The 20,828-nt window shown below is 39.3% G+C and carries 18 protein-coding genes; 9 read left to right on the top strand and 9 right to left on the bottom strand.

The window, feature by feature from the left end; translation table 11 throughout:
* Nucleotides 1-134: 134 nt before the first annotated feature.
* The gene (locus IPI99_12460; protein ID MBK7341327.1) at nucleotides 135-611 is read left to right on the top strand and encodes a hypothetical protein; all 477 of its coding nucleotides are present in this window, start codon (nucleotides 135-137) and stop codon (nucleotides 609-611) included.
* A 105-nt stretch (nucleotides 612-716) separates the two neighbouring features.
* Here the strand turns inward: IPI99_12460 and IPI99_12455 are convergent, their stop codons facing one another.
* The gene (locus IPI99_12455; protein MBK7341326.1) at nucleotides 717-1,439 is read right to left on the bottom strand and encodes a hypothetical protein; all 723 of its coding nucleotides are present in this window, start codon (nucleotides 1,437-1,439) and stop codon (nucleotides 717-719) included.
* A 135-nt stretch (nucleotides 1,440-1,574) separates the two neighbouring features.
* On the opposite strand from IPI99_12455, the gene IPI99_12450 reads away from it, so the two are divergent.
* The 3 genes from IPI99_12450 to IPI99_12440 all read left to right on the top strand — a co-directional run bounded on the left by IPI99_12450 (nucleotide 1,575) and on the right by IPI99_12440 (nucleotide 9,228).
* Nucleotides 1,575-3,920, top strand: coding sequence for a TonB-dependent receptor (locus tag IPI99_12450; protein MBK7341325.1), 2,346 nt, complete (start codon nucleotides 1,575-1,577; stop codon nucleotides 3,918-3,920).
* A gap of 163 nt (nucleotides 3,921-4,083) precedes the next feature.
* Nucleotides 4,084-7,185, top strand: coding sequence for a protein translocase subunit SecDF (gene secDF / locus IPI99_12445; protein ID MBK7341324.1), 3,102 nt, complete (start codon nucleotides 4,084-4,086; stop codon nucleotides 7,183-7,185).
* A 75-nt stretch (nucleotides 7,186-7,260) separates the two neighbouring features.
* Entirely contained in the window at nucleotides 7,261-9,228 is a 1,968-nt protein-coding gene (locus IPI99_12440; protein ID MBK7341323.1) for an OmpA family protein, read from the top strand.
* Between the two features lie 24 nt (nucleotides 9,229-9,252).
* Here the strand turns inward: IPI99_12440 and yajC are convergent, their stop codons facing one another.
* Together yajC and IPI99_12430 are read right to left on the bottom strand one after the other, a co-directional pair.
* Nucleotides 9,253-9,525, bottom strand: coding sequence for a preprotein translocase subunit YajC (gene yajC, locus IPI99_12435; GenBank protein MBK7341322.1), 273 nt, complete (start codon nucleotides 9,523-9,525; stop codon nucleotides 9,253-9,255).
* Between the two features lie 21 nt (nucleotides 9,526-9,546).
* Complete coding sequence (locus IPI99_12430) at nucleotides 9,547-10,041, bottom strand: DUF1573 domain-containing protein (GenBank protein MBK7341321.1); 495 nt, start codon at nucleotides 10,039-10,041, stop codon at nucleotides 9,547-9,549.
* Between the two features lies 1 nt (nucleotide 10,042).
* Here IPI99_12430 and IPI99_12425 point away from each other — a divergent pair, with 1 nt between their 5' ends.
* Together IPI99_12425 and trxB are read left to right on the top strand one after the other, a co-directional pair.
* Complete coding sequence (locus IPI99_12425) at nucleotides 10,043-10,567, top strand: shikimate kinase (GenBank protein MBK7341320.1); 525 nt, start codon at nucleotides 10,043-10,045, stop codon at nucleotides 10,565-10,567.
* Between the two features lie 12 nt (nucleotides 10,568-10,579).
* On the top strand, nucleotides 10,580-11,512 hold the full coding sequence (trxB, locus tag IPI99_12420) for a thioredoxin-disulfide reductase (GenBank protein MBK7341319.1): 933 nt from the start codon (nucleotides 10,580-10,582) through the stop codon (nucleotides 11,510-11,512).
* Nucleotides 11,513-11,734: 222 nt separating this feature from the next.
* Here the strand turns inward: trxB and IPI99_12415 are convergent, their stop codons facing one another.
* From IPI99_12415 to IPI99_12395, 5 genes are all read right to left on the bottom strand, one after another.
* Complete coding sequence (locus IPI99_12415) at nucleotides 11,735-12,247, bottom strand: hypothetical protein (protein MBK7341318.1); 513 nt, start codon at nucleotides 12,245-12,247, stop codon at nucleotides 11,735-11,737.
* A 9-nt stretch (nucleotides 12,248-12,256) separates the two neighbouring features.
* Complete coding sequence (locus IPI99_12410) at nucleotides 12,257-12,766, bottom strand: hypothetical protein (GenBank protein MBK7341317.1); 510 nt, start codon at nucleotides 12,764-12,766, stop codon at nucleotides 12,257-12,259.
* A gap of 10 nt (nucleotides 12,767-12,776) precedes the next feature.
* Nucleotides 12,777-13,289, bottom strand: a complete 513-nt coding sequence (locus tag IPI99_12405; GenBank protein ID MBK7341316.1) for a hypothetical protein — start codon at nucleotides 13,287-13,289, stop codon at nucleotides 12,777-12,779.
* A gap of 10 nt (nucleotides 13,290-13,299) precedes the next feature.
* The gene (locus IPI99_12400; protein ID MBK7341315.1) at nucleotides 13,300-13,812 is read right to left on the bottom strand and encodes a hypothetical protein; all 513 of its coding nucleotides are present in this window, start codon (nucleotides 13,810-13,812) and stop codon (nucleotides 13,300-13,302) included.
* 184 nt (nucleotides 13,813-13,996) lie between these two features.
* Nucleotides 13,997-15,061 (bottom strand): endonuclease, encoded by a 1,065-nt coding sequence (locus IPI99_12395; GenBank protein MBK7341314.1) that lies wholly within the window; start codon nucleotides 15,059-15,061, stop codon nucleotides 13,997-13,999.
* 50 nt (nucleotides 15,062-15,111) lie between these two features.
* Here IPI99_12395 and IPI99_12390 point away from each other — a divergent pair, with 50 nt between their 5' ends.
* The 3 genes from IPI99_12390 (at nucleotide 15,112) to IPI99_12380 (ending at nucleotide 20,150) form a co-directional block, all read left to right on the top strand.
* Nucleotides 15,112-15,462, top strand: a complete 351-nt coding sequence (locus tag IPI99_12390) for an MmcQ/YjbR family DNA-binding protein (protein MBK7341313.1) — start codon at nucleotides 15,112-15,114, stop codon at nucleotides 15,460-15,462.
* A 109-nt stretch (nucleotides 15,463-15,571) separates the two neighbouring features.
* Entirely contained in the window at nucleotides 15,572-19,600 is a 4,029-nt protein-coding gene (locus tag IPI99_12385) for a gliding motility-associated C-terminal domain-containing protein (GenBank protein ID MBK7341312.1), read from the top strand.
* Nucleotides 19,601-19,604: 4 nt separating this feature from the next.
* Nucleotides 19,605-20,150 (top strand): TrmH family RNA methyltransferase, encoded by a 546-nt coding sequence (locus IPI99_12380; GenBank protein ID MBK7341311.1) that lies wholly within the window; start codon nucleotides 19,605-19,607, stop codon nucleotides 20,148-20,150.
* Here the strand turns inward: IPI99_12380 and IPI99_12375 are convergent.
* A complete protein-coding gene (locus IPI99_12375) occupies nucleotides 20,147-20,821 on the bottom strand; it encodes an autotransporter domain-containing protein (protein ID MBK7341310.1) in 675 nt (224 codons plus the stop codon). The two genes, IPI99_12380 and IPI99_12375, sit on opposite strands and share 4 nt — an antisense overlap.
* Nucleotides 20,822-20,828: the final 7 nt, after the last annotated feature.

Raw genomic sequence — 20,828 nt, 5'->3', positions numbered from 1 at the left:
ACCAATGTTTTTATTAGTTTCCATATTAGATTTGATTTTGTGAAAAAATTATAATTTTAATTTTATTTTTCTCAAGCGAATCCATTTTATGATTTTGTGCTACATTTGAGCATAAGAATTGAATTATGGTTCCAGTGGCATTTCGAAATCTTAATGAAGAGCAGTATCAGATGTTGCTTGACGCTGTACCTAATATTGTTGTATTAATAGCAGGTGCGGACGGAAAAATTGATCTAAAGGAGAAAAAGTTTGCCGAAAAAATCATCGGTATCAGAACTTATTCAAATCATTTTGAAGTCAAGCCGTTTTATCAGGAGTTAGACAAAAATTACAAGAATAAAATAGAAGATTTGATTACTTCACTTCCTGAAGATACAAAAAAAAGGAACGAACAAATTTCAAAATATTTAAGTATAGTCAACGCAGTCATTGCTAAATTGCCATTGAGACTTGCAGCACAGATGTACAGCTCATATTTATCTCTTGCAGAACACGTTGCTAAAGCTTCAGGAGGGATTTTAGGAATGATGGCAGTCAATGTTGATGAAAATGAATGGGTAGGTTTGCCTATGCTTGATCCTGTATTTTATGATGAGTACGAAGAGGAATAAAATCTTTTGACCACTTTAGTATTGAAATTAAATAAATATATTTTGGACGGTGCATGTTAAACTCCACTATGCATTTGATCTCAATATTCCAACTTCAATAATGCTTTATTTGATATTGATAGCCAAGATCTGATGATGAATTTGCTCATCATGAGACCATTGGGCAATATATAAGCCGGGCTGAAGATGACCCACATAAACATCGCTTTCAGGTTGAAGCACTTGCAATATGGTGCAACCTGAGCTGTTGATTAACTTGAAATTTGAAACAGTTTCCTTTCCAGAATATTTTATATATGAATCAGCTGGATTTGGATACCAATTTGCGACTTCCTTGTCCACATCTTTTGAAGAATTCAAACATTGAGCATCCAGTAACGTGAGTAAATACTCACCTGGAAAATAGGGTCCGGGATATTTTACAGTGACGGGGAATAATGTTGTATTGATGGTCAATGTTATTTCCGGTTTATAGATACCTGGAATAGCATTGTTGCTTGGAGTGCCATGCAAAATGATACAACCTGTTGTTTGCTTTGCAAATTCACAATTTGGTGGATTGCAACTGTAACTGATGCCTTCAGGCAAATTTAAAATTGCTCCGCTGGTGTCTATTTTAGCTGATTTCAAATGCAATAAAGTTGGAATTCCTGGTACTGTCAGTGTGTCAGGGATATTTACAGTAAATACAAATTCATAAGGTTTGCCAATACATGCAATTTTGTCTATCCCTCCGTTCGGATTAGCAGGGGTAATTGGTTTTGGGTAAACTCCTGCCGATGAATCTCGATAAATGCTGTCAGGTTGGCAACTTTGAGAATATGCCAATTGGAGGAAAGAGGAAATTAGAATTCCCAAAAAGATAAGAGTTTGAAATTTTAAGCTATGAATCATGCCTAAAATTAATGATTATTTGCCTTCTGCCAAAAAAAATGAATAACATTGCATTAGTAAGATTCTAAAATGCAGAAAGTGTTTTCATATAAATTGAAAGTGTGCGGTTTGGCAATGCTTTTTTTTCATTTTGTCGGACTCCTCAGTTTGTTTTCACAACAACTAATCAGAGGTGTAGTGAAGGATAAATATACAAACCAGAACTTAGAAGGGGTGGCTATAGCGTATAAAGATGGAGCTGGTGTTTTTACCAATCGCGAAGGAAGGTTTGAAATTCCCATGGACAATTCCGGCAAGGACTTGTATGCAAATTATTTGGGATACAAAACGATAAGCATCTCATGGAGCAATCAAATCATTCAGGATTTGGTAATTTATTTGGAAGAAGAAAGTTTGACACTTCAAACATCCGTCATTACCGGATCAAAATTCGAAAAACCTCTGGCAGAATCAACAGTAAGTATAGATGTCCTTAAACCTCGTCAAAGAGACCAATGGAACTCCAACACGGTCAGGGATATGATAGAGCGTGTTCCCGGTGTTCAAATCATTGATGGACAACCGGTGATCAGAGGAGGTGCAGGTTATAGTTATGGAGCCGGAAGCAGGGTCCAGCTATTGATGGATGATTTACCCATTTTACAACCAGATGCAGCTTTGCCATATTGGGATGATCTCCCTGTTGAAATAATAGGCCAGGTTGAGATACTAAAAGGAGCTTCTTCAGCTTTGTACGGGTCTTCCGCAATGAATGGCATTATCCATTTCAGGTCTCAAGTTCCTCTATCCAATCCTGTGACTTCACTGCAGACGAACGTTCGGGTATATCATTCACCAAGGGGATCGAATCAATGGTGGAACAATAAAAGCATACCATTTGAGCAACAGCACCAGATCACCCACCTCCAAAAATATGGAGATATTGATGTTTCAGCGGCACTTTCCTGGACGGATAAAAATTCCTTTCTAGAGTCGGTCTCGAGTGAAAATGCAAGAGCATATCTATCACTAAAAAAAAGATGGAATGACAGATTTACAAGTTCCCTCGGATTAAACGCAAATCGAGGAGAGAGCACTTCGTATTTTTATTGGGACGGTGAGGGATCATTTGTTGGGGAGGTCGGTAGCTATAGTACAAGCAAAAAACTAAGATTTTCGGTGGATCCCGGCATCAGTTATTTTACCCGGACTGGGTTCAGGCATAGGATATTATCGAGGTGGTATTCCATTACAAACCAGAACGACAATGACCAATCGAACAAAAGCCAAAACGTTTATGGGGAGTATCAATGCTCTAAAACAATGGATTCAATAGGTTTGCAAATGGTTGGAGGGATTTTCGCTGCGGGCAGCTTTGTCGATGCGCCATTATATGGTGATACGATTTTTAAAACTTCCAATTTAGCAATGTTCTTGCAAGCCGAGAAGAGAATGTTCAAGGACATTCTCATATCCGCCGGTTTGAGATGGGAAAGATTCGGAATTCAAGGCCCAAGTTCGATTGCTGGCAAGAACATTGATGCGCATAGTTCTGAAAGCAAGCCTGTATTTCGCTTTGGTATCAACGCCAAACTCAATAAGGCAGGATATTTGAGAGCGAGCTGGGGTCAAGCCTACAGGTTTCCTTCTCTTGCCGAAAAATTTATCAGTACTTCTGCAGGAGGATTGAAAATTAAAGCTAATCCTGAACTTACTTCAGAAACGGGACAAACAGCAGAAGCCGGTTTTAAGCAAGGTTTTGTGATTGGTGCATGGAAAGCTGTAGCTGATGCTTCCATTTTTTGGCAAGAGTATAGAGATATGATGGAGTTCAATTTGGTCTTTGAGGAGTTTCAACTTTCTTTTCAGTCTCAGAATGTCGGAGATACAAGGATTACCGGCCAGGAGCTTAGCTTTCAGACACAAGGACCGCTGGGACCATTGACTTGTACAATATTGGGAGGAATGACCTGGATAAATCCAAAATTTCTGGAATGGGATACCACAGGCAGACAGTTACCAATAAACGAATGGTCGACTGCAACTCGAGGTCAGTTAAACGTCATTGGAAGTAGTGCTTCATACAATATCTTAAAGTATAGAGCCAAACAAACTGCCAGAGGAGATATTACACTGACATACAATAGCTGGTCGCTGGGAATGGATTTACTCTATTCGGCGGATGTTCCGGCGGTGGATTATTTGTTTGAGACCGGAGCTATAATCCAGGGAGTCAAAGAATTTCATGAAAAACACGATAAAGGATATATCATCCTGGGTGCTAGATGCTCCAAGGTATTTAAAAAGTGGGAGATACAGTTGAATGTCCACAACCTCACCAATCAGACATATTCAGTTCGTCCTGGGCTCAGAGAAGCACCAATCAGTACTAGTTTGAGAATTCAATACAGAATACAAGGTAGAATAAATAGTTAGAAAAAATTATATGTATGAAATGAATAGTCAGTATCTTACAAATTATTATTACTTCTATCAGAAAAACGAAACATTTGTTAATAAATAAGCCTTAATCGGTTTTCTTGACTTATATTTGCGGATTCTAAAAAAACATATCATTTTTTTTCATTTTAAATAGAATATGGAACAGAAAGGACTAGTAAAATGGATATTGTATGCCCTTTTGGCAGTCTGTTTAATCCAATTGCTCTTTCATATACCAACACTCAGAGTAGAGAGGGAAGCAGAAGAAGCAGCTCAATTAGCAGGTGCGGGGATACAGGATGAAAACCAAAAATATATGGCTGAAAAGCAAGCGAGGTTGCATTTTTTGGATTCCATTTCCTCCGAGAAGATACTTAAGGTTCCCTTACTCAAAGATTATACGTATACGGACTTAAAGAAGCAACAATTGGCCTTGGGTCTTGACCTCAAAGGTGGTATGAGTAGTGTGCTCCAGATAGATCTTAGGGACTTGTTGGTTTCTCTATCCGGGAATAATAAAGACCCTCAGTTTATTCAGGCTTTAGATAATGCTGAAAAACAATTGCAAAACAGCCAGGCAGATTATATTACATTATTTGTCAGTGAATATAAGAAACTGAATACTGGAAAATCCTTGGCTTCCCTGTTCTCAAAATCTGCAACACTCAAAGACAAAATTACCTTTAATTCATCGGACGCAGACGTACAGGCTACCATACGAACATTGGCAGATGAAACGGTCGATATGACTTTTACCAGAATCAAGGATAGAATAGACAAGTTTGGTGCCACACAGCCGAATATCTCGCTGGATAAAGCAAGAGATATGATCGTGGTGGAACTGCCGGGTGTTGACAATCCTGAGCGAGCAAGAAAGTATCTCCAAGCTTCTGCAAAACTTGAATTCTGGGATGTTTACAGAATTTCGGATCCCGGTGTTTTCAACGGTTTCGTCAATGCGGATACCAAGTTGAAGGCAATGATGGCAGGTGATACCGCTGCAGAAACAAAGCCGAAATTCAGATTGCAAAATCGCTACGACTACAAACGCGATTCTCTAGGAAATGTGACTGATTCGACATTGGCCGGAGTGGACACGATCCCCGATGCCAATGATCCTAATCGAGAAGCTGGACCACTCTTCAAGATATTTTCTCCCAATCAAAGCAATGGGCAAAATTTTGCTTTCAGCGAAGCCGTTTTGGGGGTTGTTGACAAAGCCTATAAATCCAAAGTTTTGGATTTGCTGGCAAAACCAGAGGTAAAAGCTCTTTTCCCTCCGGATATTGAATTCAGAGTAGCCCAAAAAGCTACAAAAAATTATGAAACCAATGAATTGACCAACTTATATGACATCTATGGTATCAAGAAGAAACCCGGTACCAATGATGCTCCTTTGGACGGTTCTAGGGTAATCAGAGCTCTGACTACTTCAGATCCCCTGTCAGGTGAAGTCGTAGTATCGTTGTCAATGGATAATAAAGGTGCGAAAGTTTGGGGTGATATGACAACCCGTGCTGCGAATGATCGCAACCGTCCGATAGCTATCGTTCTTGACGATGAGGTTGTTTCATGTCCCAATGTTAATGACCCGATACTTGGGGGAAATTCCCAAATTTCAGGCCGATTCTCTATAGATGAAGCAAAAGACTTGTCTAATATTCTACAAGTAGGTAAATTGCCTGCACGGACAAAAATTGTACAAGAATCCCTTGTAGGTCCTTCCCTGGGTAAAGAAAATATCAATAAGTCATTATGGTCAATCCTAGGAGGTTTCTTCCTTGTATTGTTATTCATGGTGCTATACTATACAGTAGGCGGATTCGTATCCATCATTGCTCTTGGATTGAATATCATATTTATTCTTGCCTCTTTGGCCTCATTTGGAACCGTTCTTACCTTGCCTGGTATTGCCGGGGTGGTATTGACCATGGGTATGGCTGTTGATGCGAATATTATCATATACGAAAGGATCAAAGAAGAAATCAACGCAGGTAGGTCATATCTTCAATCAATAGCGGAAGGATTCAAACATTCATTATCGGCGATTATCGACTCGCACGTCACAGCATTGTTGTCCTCAATTGTATTGTTTTATTATGGTCTTGGTCCTATCAAAGGATTTGCTTTGGTTTTGATCGTAGGTATTATTTTCTCAGTTTTTACTTCTGTCCTGGTTTCTCGATTGATCATTGATTGGTGGTCAAGCAAAGGTAAAGAAATGAGCTTCTTCTCAGATTTTACGAGGAGAATGTTCAAGGACATTAATTTTGATTGGGTAGGCAATAGAAAATATGCTTATATCTTTTCGGGATTACTTACAATTATCGGTTTGATTTCATTTTTTACTCGTGGATTCGAACTTGGTGTGGAATTCAAAGGTGGGTATTCGGTAAACGTCCATTTTGATAGAGATATAGATGCCGAAACTTTGAGAAATGCACTTAATGTTGCTTTTGAAGGTAACCCGATTGTAAAAAGTGTAGACACTAAGAATACATATAATATTACAACATCTTACCTCATCAATGACCAATCATCAGATGTCAACAATAAGGTAAAGGCTAAATTACTAGAGGGTATCAATAAGGCCTTGGGTACCAACGTGAGTTTTGATGATTTCAGTAATCATGAAGGAAGTGGTATTCATATCCTGTCTTATAGTCAGGTAGGGCCGGTGATTGCAGATGACATCAAAAGAAGTTCGACAAAGGCAATATTGCTTTCCTTATCAGTAATTTTTATCTACATCTTGATCAGGTTCTATAAATGGCAATACAGTGCAGGAGCAATTGTTGCCCTGGTGCATGATACATTGGTCGTATTGACCTTTTTCTCTTTGTTCCATGGTATCTTGCCTTTCCCTATGGAGATCGATCAAGCATTTATCGCTGCCATACTTACAGTCATAGGTTATTCGATGAATGATACTGTTATCGTGTTTGATAGGATTAAGGAATACCTCAGTATGGACTCGACAAAGAGTGATAAGGAATTGATCAATGCTGCGATCAATACTACGCTTTCGCGTACCATCAATACCTCACTTGTAACCTTGTTGACCATCATCATCCTATTCCTTTTTGGTGGAAACAGTATCAAAGGCTTTGCTTTTGCTTTGATCATTGGTATTATTATTGGAACTTATTCTTCCATTTTTGTTGCCACACCGATCATTGTGGATTTAGGTAAAAACCTAAGATTTACGCCAAAACACAATCACGAAACTACCAGTAAAAAAGTAGCAAAGACTACATAAATATTATAAGTAAAAAAAACAGCAGCCCTTTGTAGATGATTTTACAAAGGGCTGTTTATTTTTGGACCTCATGGTATGAAGAAAGTTGAGACATTTACCTTGTTTGTTTCATTTTGCCTGTTAATTGTAGCAAGTGGATGCAAGTCATTGAAAAAATTAAGCGCCAGTCAGGCATTCCAAAGCAAAGAATATGCACTGGCAGAACAACTCTATACCAAGAAGTACAATGCTGCTAAGAAAGAAGAAGATCTAGCCTCCTTTGCATACTATGCCGGCAAATCTTGCCAATATCAAGGTAAATTCAATGCAGCCGCAGCTTGGTTTCGGCTGTCATCAGATGCAGTACCGGATCCCAAAACTATGCTTGAGCTGGCCTTCAGTTTAAAACGATCAGAAAATTTTGATGCAGCGGCAATCGCCTTTCAGAATCTGTCTCAGAAGTTTCCCAATCAACCGCTATATCGTCGCGAAATCGCGATCTGTAAGTCCAACCAAGATTGGATCAAACGCATCGACAGCACTGCTCAATTTGTCATCGAAGGGCTGGATGATGTGAATACGAATTATTCAGAGTTTTGCCCGGTATTTGATCGAGCCTCCAAGCTGTATTTTAGCTCGGATAGGAAACAAACCAATAAATCGGAATTATATGCATGGAGTTTGCATCCTTTCATGGATATCTACAGATTGAAAAACAATGGCGATGTAGAGAAAATACCCGGAGATATCAACTCAGGAGATCATGAGGCTGTTTTTTGCTTCAATGCAGATGAGTCAATTGCCTTATACACATCTTGTTCTTCTCATGATGCTGATAATACCTATTGCAAGATAGCTCAGGCTAAAGTTAGTTCGTTTCGATGGGAGTATGACCATACCCTTGATCTAGGTGGTGGTCGATCTAATGACAAGCACCCTGCTTTACATCACTCAGATTCTGTTCTGGTTTTTAGTTCAGATCGGAGCGGAGGTATTGGCAAAACCGATTTGTATATAAGCTATCTCAATGGTGACCAATGGTCCAAGCCCGAGTTATTACCTGCTCGTATCAATACAGAAGGGCAGGAGCTCTTTCCTGTATGGCAAGGCGATACGCTGTATTTTTCAAGTGACGGGTTGCCTGGTTTTGGGAGTCTGGATATATTCAAAACTTACAGACTTTCTTCGGGTGAATGGGCTTCCCCTCAAAATCTGAAGTATCCGTTCAATTCAGGGGCGGACGATTTTGGTTTGACTCCGGACACTACTTTAGCTTGGGGAGATAGCCTGGTTTACAAGTATCTATTTACTTCCAACAGATTTCAAACCAAAGGTGACGATATACTATCCATTTCCTTGTTGAGTGATAAGAGTCAAGACAGCTTGACTTCCAAACCAATTTTTTCAATCAGATTGCAATTGAATTTTTATTCTGCCGGTATGTATCGAGGTGGCATTTCGAAGGCCCCTCTCGATTCAATATTGATCACAGAGGGCTCCTCTATCACAGTAAACACAGGAACAAAAAACAGCATTACCCTGGATCTTCCGGCGAATTCTACATTTGATTTTAAATTTGGACGCAGACAACACCTCAATCAGAATTTGTCTCTAAACACTGTGGCAGTACCTCGAGATTTGACACATGATAGCACCTTGATCATTGTCCAAGAAATAAGTCTAACGCCATTTGAAGAAAATAAGGAATTCGTGCTTGAAAATGTGTTTTATGACTTTGACAAAGCCAATCTTCGTGAAGAGTCCCATCATGCTCTGGATCAGCTGGTTAGACTTTTGAATTCAAATCCCAAAGTCAATATACGCCTCGGTGCTCATACAGATTGTAGAGGTGACGAAACTTATAACAAAAAACTGGCAGTCGCACGAGCGGACTCGGTGATCGATTATCTTGTAAAACAAGGAATCAGCATTACAAGAATGACACCTGTGCCGTATGGCGAAGACGATCCTGCAATAAATTGTGCTTGTGCAGATTGTACCGAAGAACAACATCAACTCAACAGACGCACGACTTTCACCATTGAAATCGACAGATCCCGATGAGTCAGTTCAACTTTGAAGGCCTGTTTATTCTATGATTTGCTTGGCCGGCAAAGAGTCAGTGGCCTCTTTTGAAATGGCAGATTTGAGAACTTTGATAAAGGTTTTTCCATCTAACTGAAGTTCAACAATGTTCTCTTCAATTTTTGTGATTCTGCCGATTATTCCACTGGTAGTTGCTACCTGATCACCTTTTTTTAATTGATTGCCGAATTCATTTTGTAATTTCTGTTTTTTGATTTGAGGTCTCAACATAAAAAAATACATGATTCCAAAAATCAAAATATAAAACACAATCATTGACCATCCACCCATAATTTTCTATTGTCTTGGTTTTACAAAAGTTTTTACTTTAAATCGAGTTACTTGAGGATAAGTATTTGCAAAAATAAGAATGTCTTTGGACTGTAAGCCGGATTTTCCCTTTGAGTGATATTCTACAAGAATTGAATCCTTCTTTCCGGGTTCAATAAATCCTTTGGGATGCTTTGCTACAGTACATCCACAAGATGATTCAACATGTGATATCAAGCCTTTTTTATTTCCTGTATTGCGAAAGTAAAGTGTGTATTTGACTGTGTCACCTTCCGTAATTGTTCCAAAATCGATACTGTCTTGTTCCAAAACAAACTTTGCTGTATGTAATGAATCCACTGGATTTGAAGCCGTTGATGAATTTTCAATGGCCTCTAGATAAGGATTTGTCACAGTTTCAGCCGGCACCGTTGATTTTTTATTTTCTTTGCAGGAAAATGCCACAATCAACATCAAGATCATGTTCAGGTATGGCACTTCAAATTTATATTGACGATTCATTTTGGCAAAATTAGGATTAAATCGACACATTTTCATTGTTGGACCTGCAGCATCTGGCAAGACAGTTTTAGGTCAGCATTTGTGTGAGAAGTTTGGATTCAATTGGATTGATTTGGATAGCCGCCTCGAAAATCTCGTTGGAATGGACATCCCGGAATATTGGCAAAGTGAAGGAGAGCAGGCTTTTCGAATTCAGGAAAGAGAAGTTTTGCTGGACTGCATGCATCAAACACCATCCTTGATCACTGTAGGCGGAGGTTGTCCATGCTTTTTTATCAATATGAGTTTAATGATACAATATGCATGTATTCACTTACATTCTGAAGCACCTTTGCTGTTTAAACGACTGCAATTGCAAGGGAATAGGCCACTCTATCAATCTATGAACTTTCTGGATTTTGAAACATTATACAACAGTCGTCAGAAATTTTATAACAGAGCTCAATACAGATTGAACAATGTGTCTGACCTTGACTATTTATTTCAACAGGGAAAAGAAATCATCACTCAAATTTTGAATAGATAATTGATAGAAAATATGGAAGCTAAACATTGCATTATTATAGGGTCTGGACCTGCCGGATACACGGCGGCCATTTATGCTGCCAGAGCAAACATGAATCCATTGCTGTTCACGGGTGCTGAACCCGGTGGCCAATTGATGATCACCACTGAAGTAGAGAATTTTCCCGGATACCCCAAAGGAGTTCATGGTCCGGTGTTGATGGAGGACTTGCAGAAACAAGCTGAGAGATTTGGAACCGAGATCAGGTACGAAAGAATCACAGGAGTGGATCTGAATGGTCCTCTCCATAAATTATGGACTGAATCGGGAGAAATCCTTCATACACATTCTGTGATCATTGCCACAGGAGCTAGTGCAAAATGGTTGGGATTGGAATCCGAAAAACGCCTCCTCAATAAAGGAGTTTCTGCATGTGCTGTTTGTGATGGTTTTTTCTTCAAAGGAATGGATGTCGCAGTAGTAGGGGGTGGTGATACTGCTGCAGAAGAAGCTTCTTACCTCTCTAAACTTTGCACTAAGGTGCATTTATTGGTGCGAAAAGACTATATGCGTGCTTCAAAAATAATGCAAGAACGAGTACAGAACACTCCAAACATCACCATCCATTGGAATACAGAAACTGTAGAAATCAAAGGTGATCAAGAAGTAGATGCCGTGCATATCAACAATGTCCTTACCAACGAAAAAAGTACTATTCCCGTCAAAGCATTTTTTGTTGCTATCGGACATTCTCCGAATTCGCAACCGTTCAATGGCTGGTTGGACATGGATGAACAGATGTACCTGAAAACCATTGCAGGTACGAGTCGAACAAATCGAGATGGTGTGTTTGCTTGTGGAGATGTTCAGGATAGAGTTTATAGGCAGGCTGTTACAGCAGCAGGTTCAGGCTGTATGGCTGCGCTGGATGCTGAGAGATATTTGACTGCTTCAGGGATTTTGTAGGGATTCGAATCAAATTGGAATTGGCCTATATTGTCTCAGACTGCAAAGCAAATTTCCAGCTGTAGTTTCACAAAATTGCTTGACATAAACAAAAAGCAAGAAATGAGATTTCAGGCATTGGAAACTAATCTACATCCACTAATTAATTTTTTATTACAACTATTGAAAACCATTGAAGAGCACGCCCAGAAGAAGTAACTGATTTTATTCATATGGCGTCGTTTATTTATAAAAGATAACGCGTCCACCTTCTTTATGCCATTTGTACTCTGTGAGATACAGGCTGTCATTATAATAGCATCTGAAGTCTTTGTAGTCGTACATCTCGCACCGATCAGAATGGACGAGTGTGAAATCAAAGGAGATGGTATCGACGTCTCTCTCTACATTGTCAAAGTCAACGAGGTGCAGATAGTACTCCTGATGGATAGGATAGTTTACGCTGTCGCGGCCATGCTTGATAAGGCTGAATCTCATTCCACCTCCTGCAGTTATTGTGCCTTCAGTTCTAATCGTATCTCCGTACATATCGACCAATGTGGATACCTTATCAGAGTAAGGGCAGTCAAGACAATTACCTACGATAGACTCATTGGTTTCTTTGTCAAAAACATAACAAAAAAAAGCGATTTCATAAGCGCTTAATGATTGTGAACAGGGACTTTCACAGTTATAGCAGCAACTATTGAAAACCATTGAAGAGCACACCAAGAATAAGTAACTGATTTTATTCATGTAGCGTCTTTATTTATAAAACCTGATTCCCCAACCTGAAGACCAAGGGTATTCTGTGAAGTATAAGCTGTCATTATAATAGCACCTGAAGTCCTTGTAGTCGTACATCTCACACCGATCAGAATGGACGAGGGTGAAATCAAAGGAGATGGTATCGACATCCCTTTCCACATTATCAAAGTCAACTAGATGCAGATAGTACTCCTGATGGATGGGATAGTTTACACTGTCGCGGCCTTTTATTATAAGTGGAAAAATCATTTCTCCACCTGCAGTGATTGTCCCGTCATTTCTAATCGTGTCTCCATATATATCTACAAGCGTGGATACTTTATCAGAGTAGGGGCAACTTAGGCAGTGACCTATAATAGATTCATTTTTTTCTTTGTCAAATACGGTAAAAATAAAATTGATTTGATATGCCTCCAAAGATTGTCCACAGGGACTTTCACAGTTATAGCAGCAAGTATTGAAAACCATTGAAGAGCACGCCCAGAAGAAGTAACTGATTTTATTCATACGGCGTCGTTTATTTATAAAAGATAACGCGTCCACCTTCTTTATGCCATTTGTACTCAGTGAGATACAGGCTGTCATTATAATAGCATCTGAAGTCTTTGTAGTCGTACATCTCGCACCGATCAGAATGGACGAGGGTGAAATCAAAGGAGATGGTATCGACGTCTCTTTCGACATTGTCAAAGTCAACGAGGTGCAGATAGTACTCCTGATGGATAGGATAGTTTACGCTGTCGCGGCCATGTTTGATCAGAAAGAATGTCATCGCTCCATCAGTATCTATAGTCCCCTCTGTTCTAATCGTATCTCCGTACATATCGACCAGTGTAGATACTGTATTGGAGTAGGGGCAGTCAAGACAATTACCTACGATAGACTCATTGGTTTCTTTGTCAAAAACATAACAAAAAAAAGCGATTTCATAATCGCTTAATGATTGTGAACAGGGGACACCACAATCATCACAACAGCCTTTGAAAACCATTGAAGAGCACGCCCAGAAGAAGTAACTGATTTTATTCATCTGGCATTGCTTATTTATAAAAGATAACGCGTCCACCTTCTTTGTACCATTTGTACTCTGTGAGATACAGGCTGTCATTATAATAGCATCTGAAGTCTTTGTAGTCGTACATCTCGCACCGATCAGAATGGACGAGGGTGAAATCAAAGGAGATGGTATCGACATCCCTTTCCACATTGTCAAAGTCAACGAGGTGCAGATAGTACTCCTGGTGGATGGGATAGTTTACACTGTCGCGGCCATGTTTAATAAGTAAGAATCTCATCGCACCATCGGTATCTATAGTCCCCTCTGTTCTAATCGTATCTCCGTACATATCGACCAGTGTGGATACCTTATCAGAGTAGGGGCAGTCAAGACAATGACCTACGATCGATTCATTGGTTTCTTTGTCAAAAACATAACAAAAAAAATTGATTTGATATGCCTCTAAAGCTTGTGCACAAGGACTATGGCAATCAGCACAACAGCCATGGAAAAAGACAGTTAAGATTAGAATAAAATAATAAATATAGGATTTCATGATACTATTCAGGATTTGGTTATGCTAATGATTCAAAGATATAAATTTATAAATGAAATTCCAAATTTATTTCACCCTGGAAGTCGGAGCGATTACCAAAATAAAGCGCTATATCCACGAACTTATTTTATCATCCCCATGATGAATCGATCAAGATCTCACTATGAATGTTGAATCCCTTCCGCTACCTGATGATTAATTTTTTAAGAATGAATTTTCCATCTTGAGATGTGATTCTCAAAAGATATAATCCTGGTGAAATATCATTTAATCTTACTTGGTACCTGTTTTCATATTTTTCAAAATTCAGTGACTTAGAAATGCCTTCCATATCTGAAATTTGAAGAGACCTGATATCAAAACTTTGGTCGGTAATCACTTCAAAAAAATCCTGGCTTGGATTTGGAAATAGTTGAACAGAAATATCATCTAAAAAATATGATTCTGTAGTTTTACAAACAGCAGATTGTGGGCAATATGTCCGTCGGGTGAGACTACAATCCAAAACAAAAGGATTAGCTTTGTTTTCCTGATACTTTGCAATCGCATATGTCCTTGCCCATTCCAATGAATCTACAGGATCCTGAAGGTGCCAATCACAAAGAGTTTTTTTCATGCCTTCAAAAAAACTTTTGTTGGATTGTAATTCGTACATCGTGAAAAAATAAAATATCGCTCGAGCAACATTTCCTTTGTGATCTTCTCTGGGTTCAAAAAAACCATCTATAGATTCGCTATATTCATTGATTTCTTTTCCTGGTTTCAAAATGAGATCAGTGGATTTATAGAACCAGTGTTTTGTTTTTGTGTCGTCGATTTCAGAATAGGGATAATTCCATCTTGCTTCGTTTACGGCTGCTCTACTTGGATAGAGATGATGCATGTCTGATCTTGCATTTCCTGTTTCAGCACCCATGCTCTGTGGAAATGTATGCTCACATGTGATGCCATTTGGATTTCCATTTTTATATAGATCTGCGATTGCATCTTGACTCAGATGGTTGACATAGAGTGCATGTTTTGTATAAACACATCTGACCGTATCTGCCTCGTTGTAAATTTCTGTGTACATTTTTACCCGAGCTGGAGAGTAATCCAGAACTATTGAAGGTTTGAAATCATTGACCAGTTTTGTTATCAGTATTAATCCTGAGTCGTTAGGGTATAAAGTTTGGTTGTGCCATTGCGCGGCCCCATATTCTAAGCTGAATATCCATGTTAGTGCTAAGAGTATTTGTTTCCACCTCATTACGTAAAGTTACAGTGATTTCTTATTTTTACAGTTATCCATATGAAATTATGAATATTGACAGCTTTATGCAGTATTGCTTATCCAAACCTTTTACGTCTCATGACTTTCCTTTTGGTGAAGAAACTCTAGTCTTCAGGGTAAAGGGAAAGATATTTGCCTTGACAGGTTTGGAAGCAGGTCACCTGCAGGTCAATCTCAAGTATGATACAAATCTCATCGACGAGATCCGGGACAAGTATGAAGAAGTCCAGCCTGGATATCATATGAATAAGAGACATTGGAACACAGTAGATTTTGAAGGGAAGCTTTCAGACAAAATATTGAAGGAATTGATAGATCACAGTTATTCTCAGGTTGTCAAAGGCTTATCCAAAAAAGACAGGATAGGATTGGAATAATGTTTATGAAAGATTCAGTTTCATTTTTAGGATAAATTTCCTTGGTTCCAATTAGAAAATTCTTACTTTAGCATTTGTGCTTGAGAAATGGATTTTAAAGTTATTGCTTTTGCTTGGAATGCTGCATTCTTCTGTCTTTTTAATGGCTCAGTGTAGCGTTGATGCAGATGCCGGCCCTGATCAGTTTACATGTGATCCCTCGATGCCTCCTGAACTTCAGGGCAATGCTAATGGTAGCATGTTCTCTTGGAATCCGAGGACATATCTGAGTGATCCCAACAGTTTAAATCCCCTTGTAATCGCTCCACCTGGCAGATATACCTACACGCTCACCACGAGTGGCGTGAGTACTCTCAATCTTATAGACAATGGTGATTTTGAAGCCGGCCAGACCGGCTTTTCCTCCAATTATAATTTTTCCAATAGTTTATTGCCTGAAGGTACTTATAATGTCGGTCCCGATCCTTCTGCTTTTCACCCTGGCTTCAGCCCCTGTGGAGATCATACCTCTGGGTCAGGCAATCAATTGATTGTCAATGGATCTGTCAATACAAGTAATAATATCTGGTGCCAGACAGTGACCCTGATTCCCGGAAAAATGTATCTTTTTTCCGTTTCCGCTCAGAGTGTGGTTGGTGCCAATCCTCCACTTATAAGTATTAGTTTTAATGGAGTCGATGTGGGTCAGATAGCTGCGAATTCTGTCTGCAACTGGGTGACTTTTGAATATTGCTTTATGGCAAGTGCGGCAAACGTTGCTATTTGTTTGAGAGAATTGACTGGAAATGCAGGTGGCAATGACTTTACTATAGACGACATCACTATGTTTGAAAAATGCGATGACAAAGATGACGTCATTGTCGAAATTGTAGATTTAAGAGCTGTGTTGGATATTCCTGTCAAACCAAAATGTGAATCCGAAGAATTCGTATTGGATGGCAGCAGATCTTCTTCCGGCCCCAATATTAGGTATGAATGGAGTACAGATATAGGAAATATATTGAATGTCTCCGGATCAAAAGCAATGGCTAAAGGTTCCGGATTATATAAACTCAAAATAATTTATGACAACGGAACCGTCTATTGTGAGAAAGAAGTGGAAGTACTTGTTGACGTAGCAGATGATTTGGAAGGGGAAATCATCGTGACAGGTGTACCCAATTGTCAGATGGATACAGTTCTTATGACGGCATCTGTGTTCAATGGTTCAGGTAGATACCAATACAGTTGGAGTTCAAATCAACACATTATATCCGGGCAGGGGAGCCCTATCATCAAAATCACCCAATCGGGATGGTACACTGTTTTTGTTACAGATCTGGAGTCGGGATGTATATTTGAAACTCAGCAATATGTATTTGGGGATACGACCCTGCCTCAGGCGCAAATTCGGGGAGACAGCATTTTAAATTGCCGGAAAAATACCGCCTTGTTGCAATCAAAAAATATAGATACTTCGAAATACCAGATCACTTGGATTTTACCAAATAACAATCGGATAGACCGAGAGACAAGCATTACAGCAAGCCTGGAAGGTATATATCGTGTCATATTGGTGGACAAATCTACCAAATGTGCCGATACAGCACAATGGTTGATTAAGAAGGATGTTCAGCAACCTGATTTGCAACTACAATTCGATAGTCTGATCACCTGTAGCCATGATACAGCCTGGGTCAATATTTTGGGATTTGAAAATCAAAATGTACTCTACAACTGGTCCGTTTCAGGCAACACTCAACCTTCCGATACTTCTGCAAGTTGGGCATTTGTCCAATCCTCAAATGGGACGATCAGGAAGACCGATCTAAAAAATGGATGTTTTAGTGAAGATAGTTTTTATATCAGAGATGTCAGGGCAATACCTCAGTTTAAACTTAAAAAAAGTGGTGACATCAATTGTAAGAATGAGAGCATCCTCATCAGCAGTGACAAATCAAATCAACGGACTTCAAAAATTTGGAGTTCGTCATCAGGTTCAGTGATTACACATCTGTCTGATAGCGCCATATCCGTCACACAAGGAGGTTGGTATGGTTTGACTGTGACAGACAGTTTAACAGATTGTTCTTATCAGGATAGTATTTTTGTTGAATATGCAAAATTTCAGCCGCAGGTGAAATTGCGCGATAGTCTCTACTTTTCATGTGGGGATTCAGTCATTGTAGTGGATCCTTTAAACTCTACTATAAGTTCAAGCACTACCTTCCAATGGAGTACGATCAACGGCAAAATTAATTCTGATCCAAAGTCCCTCAAATTGATTGCGGCGGCACCCGGAGAATATGTTTTGATTACAATAGATACCTTGAGTCTCTGTGGTGATACTGTTAAGTTGATCATCATCCCGGATCAAAAAATCCCGCTGGTTCAGATTGATCAACCCCTAGTTTTGAATTGTAGGAATTTAACGATTCAGCTTCAGGGTAGGGTACAGACACAATCTGGTGCTCAGCTAATATTCAACTGGAGTTCATCATCATTTCCATCGATCAAAGACTCTATGATTTTGAATCCGGTCATTTCAGTCCCGGGAAAATATCAATTGGAAGTCATTGATCAATCCAATTTTTGCAAGAACTCAACAGAAGTGATCGTTCTCCAAGATACCATTCAACCCATGTCCCAAGCGGGAGTTGACACAATCTGGAAGTGCGATACCAAATCTTTGATTCTATTTGGTTTGGGTTCACAGGCTAGAAATATCAAATACTCCTGGTCGACATTAAACGGAATCATTCTTGGTCCTTCAGATCAACAAAGTTTAACCGTAGGTGGCGCTGGTTCATATGTATTGAGGGTGGAAGATGATGTAAATGGGTGTTTTGATTTGGATACAGTAACAGTCCGGTTAGATATAAATTTTCCACGTGTGACGATCAACATTCCAGATACACTCAATTGCTTGAATAAGCAAATTGAATTATTGGCAAACAATAATTCAGGTGCAGGTAACTTCAGTTACCAATGGTCCTCATCAAATGGAAACATAATAGGGAACACAGATTCAACACTCGCTTTAGTTGACAAACCAGGCTATTATAAATTTAAAATAACGAATAATTCTAATCTATGCATTGCCGAAGACAGTGTATTAGTGATAGAGAACCTATCTCAACCATTTGTCGATGCAGGTCCAGCAAGGGTTCTGACCTGTAGAGATAGTGTTGTTCAGTTGGATGGTTCGTTCCAAAATCAAAATATCACATTTGCATGGCATACTACCTCAGGCAATATTCTTTCACCAATTGATTCAAAGAGCATATTGGTTGATAAACCAGGGAAATATTATTTGCTCGTTACTGATCAGGAAAACTATTGTAATAATGTGGATTCAGTTCTGGTAACGTTGAATACGGATATCCCTCGATCTGTTTCAAAAATGGTTGAAGATTCGCCTTGCGTGGGCTTATTTGGTTCGTTTACATTGACAGATGTAAAAGGAGGTGTAAGACCTTATAATATCACAATTGATGGATTGACAACCGATTTAAATAAGAAAGTGTCACTCAGTGCGGGAAATCATTTTTTAAAAATCACTGATGCTAATGGATGCGATTTTGAAGAACGGTTTAGCATAAAAGATGGTCCCATTGTAGAAGTAGATTTGTTAGCAACTATTCAGTTGGTTCAGGGTGTCAACTATACTCTGGATCCTGTATTTTCTGTCCCTGATTCTGAAATCAGCTCAATAGAATGGTATCCGGCAAGTAATTTGAGCTGCTCATACTGCAAAAATCCTGTCGTTCAAAATTTAACATCAGATCAAAATTATTCAATCCGTATTATTACAAAAGATGGTTGTGAAGCAGAAGCCAATATTTTGATCAAAATAGTCGGTCGCGAGATTTGGTTGCCGAATATTTTCTCAGCGAATGGAGATCACATCAATGACAATTTTTTTCCTGTAATCACGCCTTCTGCTGCTGCCGCGATTGAGGAATTTGCAATTTTTGACCGATGGGGTGAACGAGTATTTTTTGCAAAGGACATTGATGCTTATACTCCGGAATTGGGCTGGGACGGATTATTCAAACATTCTCAAGTCAACCCCGGTGTTTATGTCTATTATTTGAAAGTGAAGTGGAAAGACAATACTACGGAACAACTGCATGGTGACATAACAGTAGTGAGGTAAACACATGCGAAAATTAACTATGCAAGAACTCAGACGGTTGGCTCCATCTGAATTCATCCAAAAAAATAAAATCCCCCTAAGTTTAGCTGCTGATTCCATTCGATCAGGACACAATGTTGGATCGCTGTTTCGCCTAGCTGATTGTTTTGCTTTGGAGTCTATCTTGTTGGGAGGTTATACTGCTATTCCACCACATCCTGAAATAGAAAAAACAGCCTTAGGTGCTACCAAAACGGTTTCCTGGGATAAATCCATTGATCTGGCAAAATCATTGGGCAGCATCAAATCTGAGAGAGATGCATTGATTATCGGCTTAGAACAAACAGACCTTTCTGTGTCCTTGCAATCTTATACTCCGGATTGGTCGAGACCTATCATCTTAGTCTTAGGTAACGAGGTCACAGGTATACAAAATACTGTGTTGGAACAATTGGATGTTTGCATTGAAATCCCTCAATTTGGCACAAAACATTCACTCAATGTGAGCGTAGCTGCAGGAGTGGCAGTGTGGCACTTCGTGCATGCCTGGCTTCAAGGTCAAAAGGCCTAATATCGCTGTTTGGCTTTGTGCCTGTAATGCATTCGAATCCCAACCATGATTTCTGAAGTTCGAAACTTTGAAACAGAATCATCAGACCAATATCGCCATAACTCCTCGCCGAAGCTTTGCTGAACGCCTAAACTTGGGGTAAGTGTCCAAGTTTTATTGAGGGCCAAATCCAAGCCTACACCAGCCCCGATCCCGGTAGACCACTGGCGAAGTGTTTCTTTTTGTTCAGAACTGGAGTACCTGTGAAATCCATATTGAACTGTGGGATTAATAAAAAAGTGCAAGCCTTTTTTGATCGTATTTCCTTGCTTGGAAAATGTTGGACAGTTGCAATCGTCTTTAAAGCTCAAGGGATAAATGAGAACAGGGACTTGTAAATACAGGTGTGTAGAATTCAGGTCCAAGCCGTTTCCGGAAGGATTTTTCTGAGCAAAAGAAAATCCAACACCCGGTAAAAATTCCAGTCTATAATTTTTTAATCTAAACCACCTGTTTAAAGCTACTTTTGGGCTGAGGTAGGCGTCTGTAAGCCCAATATCCGGTGTTTCACTGTAATGATCTGAGGATGACGCAATCCATATTTCAGCACCCCATTGAGCCTTTACATCTATCGAGAACCACAATGTAAGGACCCATATCAGGTTCAAACCTCTTATAGAAAATCCCTTCATATCCAAA

The organism is Saprospiraceae bacterium (genome assembly GCA_016710235.1).
GTDB lineage: Bacteria > Bacteroidota > Bacteroidia > Chitinophagales > Saprospiraceae > Vicinibacter.
This window is presented reverse-complemented; position numbering and strand designations above follow the sequence as displayed.